Raw genomic sequence first — 5,289 nt, forward strand, 5'->3', positions numbered from 1 at the left:
TCAGCGTGGGCGGCAAAACCAAGTTCGCCTGTGTGGACGGCCCCGAATTTGACGGACATGAAGTGGACTTTCCTGAACTGCGCCGCCGTCTGGCCGCCTATCGTGAACAGGAAAAAGTCTCCATCGATGACTATCAGAGGACTGCTCATGGAAACTAAGACCCCCAAAAAGCCCGTAGCCCCCAGGGTGGATATGCCCTGTCAGCCTGCCGAAGTGCGCCGCGCCAATTTTGACGAAGTGGCCCTGGGCTACACCAAAGAGATGGCCATTGAAGAGGCCACACGCTGCCTACAGTGTAAAAAACCCCTCTGCGTCAGCGGCTGCCCGGTGGAAGTGCCCATCCGCGACTTTATCCGCGAAGTGGCGGTTGGCAATATGGACGCCGCCTACCGCATCATCAAAAGCACCAACAGCCTGCCCGCCGTCTGCGGCCGCGTATGCCCGCAGGAACATCAGTGCGAGGGCAAATGCGTTCTCAGGGCCAAGGGCCAGCCTGTGGCCATCGGCCGCCTTGAACGCTTTGTGGCCGATACCTATATCGCCACCTCGGCCTGCGAGCAGGTCACCGGCACCAACTCCTGCGCCCTGCCGCGCGGCGACCTCAAGGTTGCCTGCATCGGCTCCGGCCCGTCCTCCCTCACCTGTGCGGGCGTCTGCGCCGCTGCGGGCATCAAGGTTGACGTGTACGAAGCCCTGCACGAGCCGGGCGGCGTGCTTATTTACGGCATCCCCGCCTTCCGTCTGCCCAAGAACGTGGTCGCCACCGAAATTGACGGCCTGCGCCTGGCTGGCGTTGACTTTCACCTCAACTCCGTTGGCGGCCGTACCGTCGAGGTGGAAGAACTGCTTGAAACCCACCATGCCGTCTTTATCGGCGTGGGCGCGGGCCTGCCAATGTTTTTGGGCGTCCCCGGCGAAAACCTGGTGGGCGTGTTCTCGGCCAACGAGTACCTCACCCGCGTGAACCTTGGCCGGGCCTACGACTTTCCCAATCAGGACACCCCGGCCTTTCCGGGCAAGAACGTCACTGTCTTCGGCGCTGGCAACGTGGCCATGGATGCGGCCCGCACTGCCCTGCGCATGGGGGCTGAAAGCGTGCATATCGTCTACCGCCGCACCAGGGCTGAAATGCCCGCCCGCCTTGAAGAGCTGGAACACGCCGAGGAAGAGGGCGTGCAGTTCGCCATGCTTTCGGCGCCGCTGCGCTTTAACGGCAATGCCGAAATGCGCCTTACTTCCGTTACCCTGCAAAAAATGGAACTGGGCGAGCCAGATGCCTCCGGCCGTCGCCGCCCCGTGGCCATTGAGGGCGAAGTGTTCGACCTGCCCACAGACCTTGCCGTCGTGGCGCTGGGTACACGTTCCAACCCCATTCTTCTGGACGCCACCCCCAAGCTCAAGCAGAACAAGTGGGGCTACATCGAGGTCAATGAAGAAACGGGCGAAACGTCCATACCCAATGTCTTTGCCGGGGGCGACATCGTCACCGGCGCGGCCACCGTCATCCTTGCCATGGGTGCGGGGCGCAAGGCCGGTCAGGAAATCGTACGGCGCTTGCTGAAATAAGATACAGTCATAGCTGATTGTTGCCATACGGGTGCGAAAGTTTGCCAGGCGAACTTTCGCACCCTTTTTTTCGAACCGCACATTGCGAGCCTTGCTGCCGCCGTAAACCCCGTACCGACATGCGCCTGCTGCCGCAAAGGCCCTGCCGTGCCCGCATGCTGCAAGGCTGGCACGCCGCGTGGGGCTGACGCTGTGCATTGCCGCCCTGTGCGATTGTCGCGCGGGACTGGCGCACGGGGTTGGCCAAGGAACTGACGCACGGGCGCTTCACTTGCAGGACTGGCGCTGCACAACCAGCGTTGCAAGCCTGCCACTGCGGGCTGGCACTGCGGGCTGGCACTGCGGGCGGACGTCGCAAGGCTCCCGTACCTGCCGCATCTTGCCAGCCGGACTTTTACGGTTCATACTGACAGCACACAGCAACCTTCCTCCCGCCACGGGAGGCCGGGACTCCCCGGACACCCAGGAAAACCACCGCATGATTCTCGCAGACCTGCACACCCACACCAAGTATTCTCACGGCGGCAACAGCCCGGCCGAAATGTACGCGGCCGCTCAGGCCAGGGGGCTTGAGATCATTGGCTTTACCGAGCACTCGCCACGTCCCCTGGGTTTTGACTATACCAATGAATACAGGGACAAACTGACGCGCCACCTGCCGGACTATGCCCGCGAAGTTCTGGAAATCAAGGCCGCCAATGCGCACGGCCCCTGCCGGGTGCTTTTTGGCATGGAAATGGACTGGCTTGATGGCCAGCTGGACTTTACCCGCGCGTCCAGTACGGCCTATGATTTTGACTACCTGCTGGGCAGCGTGCACTTCATCGGCCAATGGGGCTTTGACGATGGCGCGCAACCGTGGAAGGACATGTCGCAGGAAGAATGCGAAACCCAGTACACCCGCTATTTTGAAGCCTGGGAACGCATGCTGGCCTCCGGCCTTTTCAACATTGCCGCGCACCCGGATCTCATCAAAATTTTCTCCGTCGAGCAGTTTCACGTCTGGCTGGCAAAAGAAGAAAGTCTGGCCCTTGTGCGAAGGGGGCTTGCGGCCTTGCGGCACTCCGGCATGAGCATGGAAGTTTCCTCGGCCGGTCTGCGCAAAGCCTGCCGCGAAATCTATCCCGCGCCGCCCATCATGGTCATGGCCGCAGAAATGGGCCTGCCCATAAGCTTCGCTTCGGACGCGCACGTGACGGACGATGTAGGCTACGGCTTTGCCCGGCTGGCCTCCTATGCCCGCGCCTTCGGTTTCAGGGAATACACCGTGTTTGACCGTGGGCAGCGCAGCGTCTACCCCATTTAGGGCATGGCGACTTTCCAGTGCCCTGAGCGAGGCCCTGGCCGAGTCTCTGGCCGGAACTCTGGCCGGAACTCTGGCAGAAACTCTGGCCGGAACTCTGGCAGGAACTCTGGCAGGCGCACCACGGCGGCAGCCCGGCCCAGAAGCCGCCATTCTGTCCTCGGCAGCACGTTCTCGAACCTTTCCGCATTACGTTGAAGACCTGTAGCAGGGATGACATATGTTTGAACCAATTGTAACCATCAGGGATCTGAGTCTTTTTCTGCCCGGCGATGTCAGCCAGCGGCGCGTTTTGCACCACATAGACTGGCAGGTTGCGCGTGGCCGCCACTGCGCCCTGCTTGGGCCCAACGGCTCCGGCAAGTCCACCCTGCTGCGCCTGCTGCGCGGCGAGCTTTGGCCTTCCAAGGGCCACATCTGGTGGCACACGGCCGAAGGCCGTGAACAGTCTCCCCTGGCCGGACGCGCCATGACGGCCCTTGTGTCCCCCAGCCAGCAAGAAAACTACCAGCGCCAGGCGTGGGATCTGACAGGTCTTGACCTGCTGCTCACAGGGTTTGACGATACGCCTCTGGTCTATTCCGACGGCGGCGCTCAGGCTCTCGCCCGCCGCGAAGCGGCCGTACGGATGGCGAGCCGCCTTGAGGCGGAGGGCCTCCTGGATCGCGTCATGCACACCCTTTCGCAAGGCCAGTTGCGCCTGCTGCTTCTTGGCAGAGCCCTGTTGCGGGCCCCGGCCCTGCTCTTGCTTGACGAATGCACCGACGGGCTGGACGCCCGCTACCGCGAAATCTTCTTTGACGTGCTTGAAGAGCACGCCGCGCGCTGCACCGTCATTATGACCGCGCACCGCCCCGGCCAGATACCCGACTGGTGCGAGGAACGCCACTATGTCAGTGACGGCAGGCTGTATTCCGTCCCGCCGAGCCAGACAGGGCAGGAAGCCTCGGAGGCCGAAGAAACTGACGCTGTGCAGGAAAAGGGGCTTACCATCACGGACGATGAAGCCGGACAGGTTGAGGCGGTGCGTCCCCTGCTGAACCTTGAAAACGTCACCGTTTTCATCGACAGACAGGAAGTGCTGCACAACGTCACCTGGAGCATGCATCAAGGGGAGCATTGGCGCATCAGCGGAGCCAACGGCTCAGGCAAATCCACCCTGCTGCGGCTGCTGGCCGGAGACGAGTTCGCGGCCGCCGGGGGCACGCTGGAGCGCTGGTTGCCGCGTCAGGGCGGCGCTGTGGACACCCTGGCCGAAGTGCGCAAGGGCATACGCCTGGTATCCGACCTGTCGCAGGCGCTGTACGGCTATTCGCTGACGGCGCATGACATGGTCTGCACCGGGTTTGACAACAGCATCGGCGTCTACCGCAAGTTCAGCCCGGCAGAAAAGGCCGAGGCCCTCCGCCGCATGCGCGAAATGTTTCCTGAAGAAAGCGAGGAGGGCATAGAAGCCCTTGGGCAAAAGTCCATCCGCCGCCTGTCCACAGGGCAGCTGCGCCGCCTCTTTCTGGCGCGGGCGCTGGTGGGCGAGCCTGACCTGCTGCTGCTGGACGAACCCTGCTCCGGCCTGGACGCCCAAAGCCGCGCGCGCTACCTCAACCTTCTGGACCATCTGGCCGCCAGGGGGCTGCCCATGGTCTTTGTGTCCCACCATGGCGAAGACGCGCCCCTGTGCATCAACCGCGAGGCGCATATGGAAGACGGGCAGCTGCGCGTGATCATGTAGGCATCTTTGAAAGAAATTGCGAAACAGACACGCTGGCATGACCGCCGTGTCGGTGTTTTCTCCTGATTCGCCTGCCGCGCCAGTCCGTTTGCCACACACAGGGCTTTATTGTGTCGCGGCCCGGCAACTCCGCGCAGCCCATCGCGCGAGAGCCATTAAAAAATCCCGCCATTGGCGGGATTTTTTGTTGCCCGGAGCAAAACCGCAGCACAAGGGCTATTTTTTTTCGCTAGCGTCCACTTCACTTCCGGACACGGCGCTCTTTTTGCCGCCCAAACGGGAACGCAGCACTTCAATGACCACCGGCAGCACCGAGACCACCACAATGGCATAGACGATGATGCTGAAATTCTGGCGCACCCAATCCAGATTCCCCAGAAAAAACCCGGCTGAAACCAGGCAGCCCACCCACAGAATGCAACCCGTCACATTGAAGAAAAAGAACGTGCGCGGACACATGAGGGCAATGCCTGCCACAAAGGGGGCAAATGTGCGGACAATGGGCACAAAGCGGGCCAGCACAATGGCCTTGCCGCCGTGGCGCTCGTAAAAATGATGGGCCTTGAGCAGGTGTTCCTTCTTGATGAAGCGGCTGTCACGGGAAAAAATGGCCGGGCCCACATGGCGGCCGATGCAATAATTGACGGCATCGCCAAAAACGCCCGCCGCCAGCAGCACCAGCATCACTTCC

Annotated in this window: 5 protein-coding genes and 1 pseudogene; 5 read left to right on the forward strand and 1 reads right to left on the reverse strand. The window is 61.9% G+C overall.

Annotation, left to right across the window (positions count from 1 at the left end; translation table 11 throughout):
- The 5 genes and pseudogenes from RBR41_RS14425 to RBR41_RS14445 all read left to right on the forward strand — a co-directional run.
- Positions 1-158, forward strand: a pseudogene (locus RBR41_RS14425) (sulfide/dihydroorotate dehydrogenase-like FAD/NAD-binding protein); the annotation flags it as partial.
- Entirely contained in the window at positions 148-1,566 is a 1,419-nt protein-coding gene (gltA, locus tag RBR41_RS14430; protein WP_320353370.1) for an NADPH-dependent glutamate synthase, read from the forward strand. The pseudogene RBR41_RS14425 and the gene gltA, both read left to right, overlap by 11 nt.
- A 271-nt stretch (positions 1,567-1,837) precedes the next feature.
- A complete protein-coding gene (locus tag RBR41_RS14435) occupies positions 1,838-2,872 on the forward strand; it encodes a histidinol-phosphatase (protein ID WP_320353371.1) in 1,035 nt (344 codons plus the stop codon).
- On the forward strand, positions 2,838-3,077 hold the full coding sequence (locus tag RBR41_RS14440) for a hypothetical protein (protein ID WP_320353372.1): 240 nt from the start codon (positions 2,838-2,840) through the stop codon (positions 3,075-3,077). The genes RBR41_RS14435 and RBR41_RS14440 overlap by 35 nt, the downstream gene beginning before the upstream one ends.
- A gap of 12 nt (positions 3,078-3,089) precedes the next feature.
- Complete coding sequence (locus RBR41_RS14445; RefSeq protein ID WP_320353373.1) at positions 3,090-4,598, forward strand: ATP-binding cassette domain-containing protein; 1,509 nt, start codon at positions 3,090-3,092, stop codon at positions 4,596-4,598.
- Positions 4,599-4,814: 216 nt separating this feature from the next.
- Here RBR41_RS14445 and RBR41_RS14450 read toward each other — a convergent pair.
- Positions 4,815-5,289, reverse strand: a 475-nt coding sequence (locus tag RBR41_RS14450; protein WP_320353374.1) for a VTT domain-containing protein, incomplete at its 5' end; no start/stop codon positions are given.

Origin of the sequence: Desulfovibrio sp., assembly GCF_034006445.1 — a bacterium.
In the GTDB taxonomy this organism is placed as follows: Bacteria; Desulfobacterota; Desulfovibrionia; order Desulfovibrionales; family Desulfovibrionaceae; genus Desulfovibrio.

What these genes read in the sequence shown, in the direction of transcription:
- gltA (WP_320353370.1), top strand. Translation starts at nt 148, where the DNA reads ATGGAAACTAAGACCCCCAAAAAGCCCGTAGCCCCCAGGGTGGATATG.
- RBR41_RS14445 (WP_320353373.1), top strand. Translation starts at nt 3,090, where the DNA reads ATGTTTGAACCAATTGTAACCATCAGGGATCTGAGTCTTTTTCTGCCC.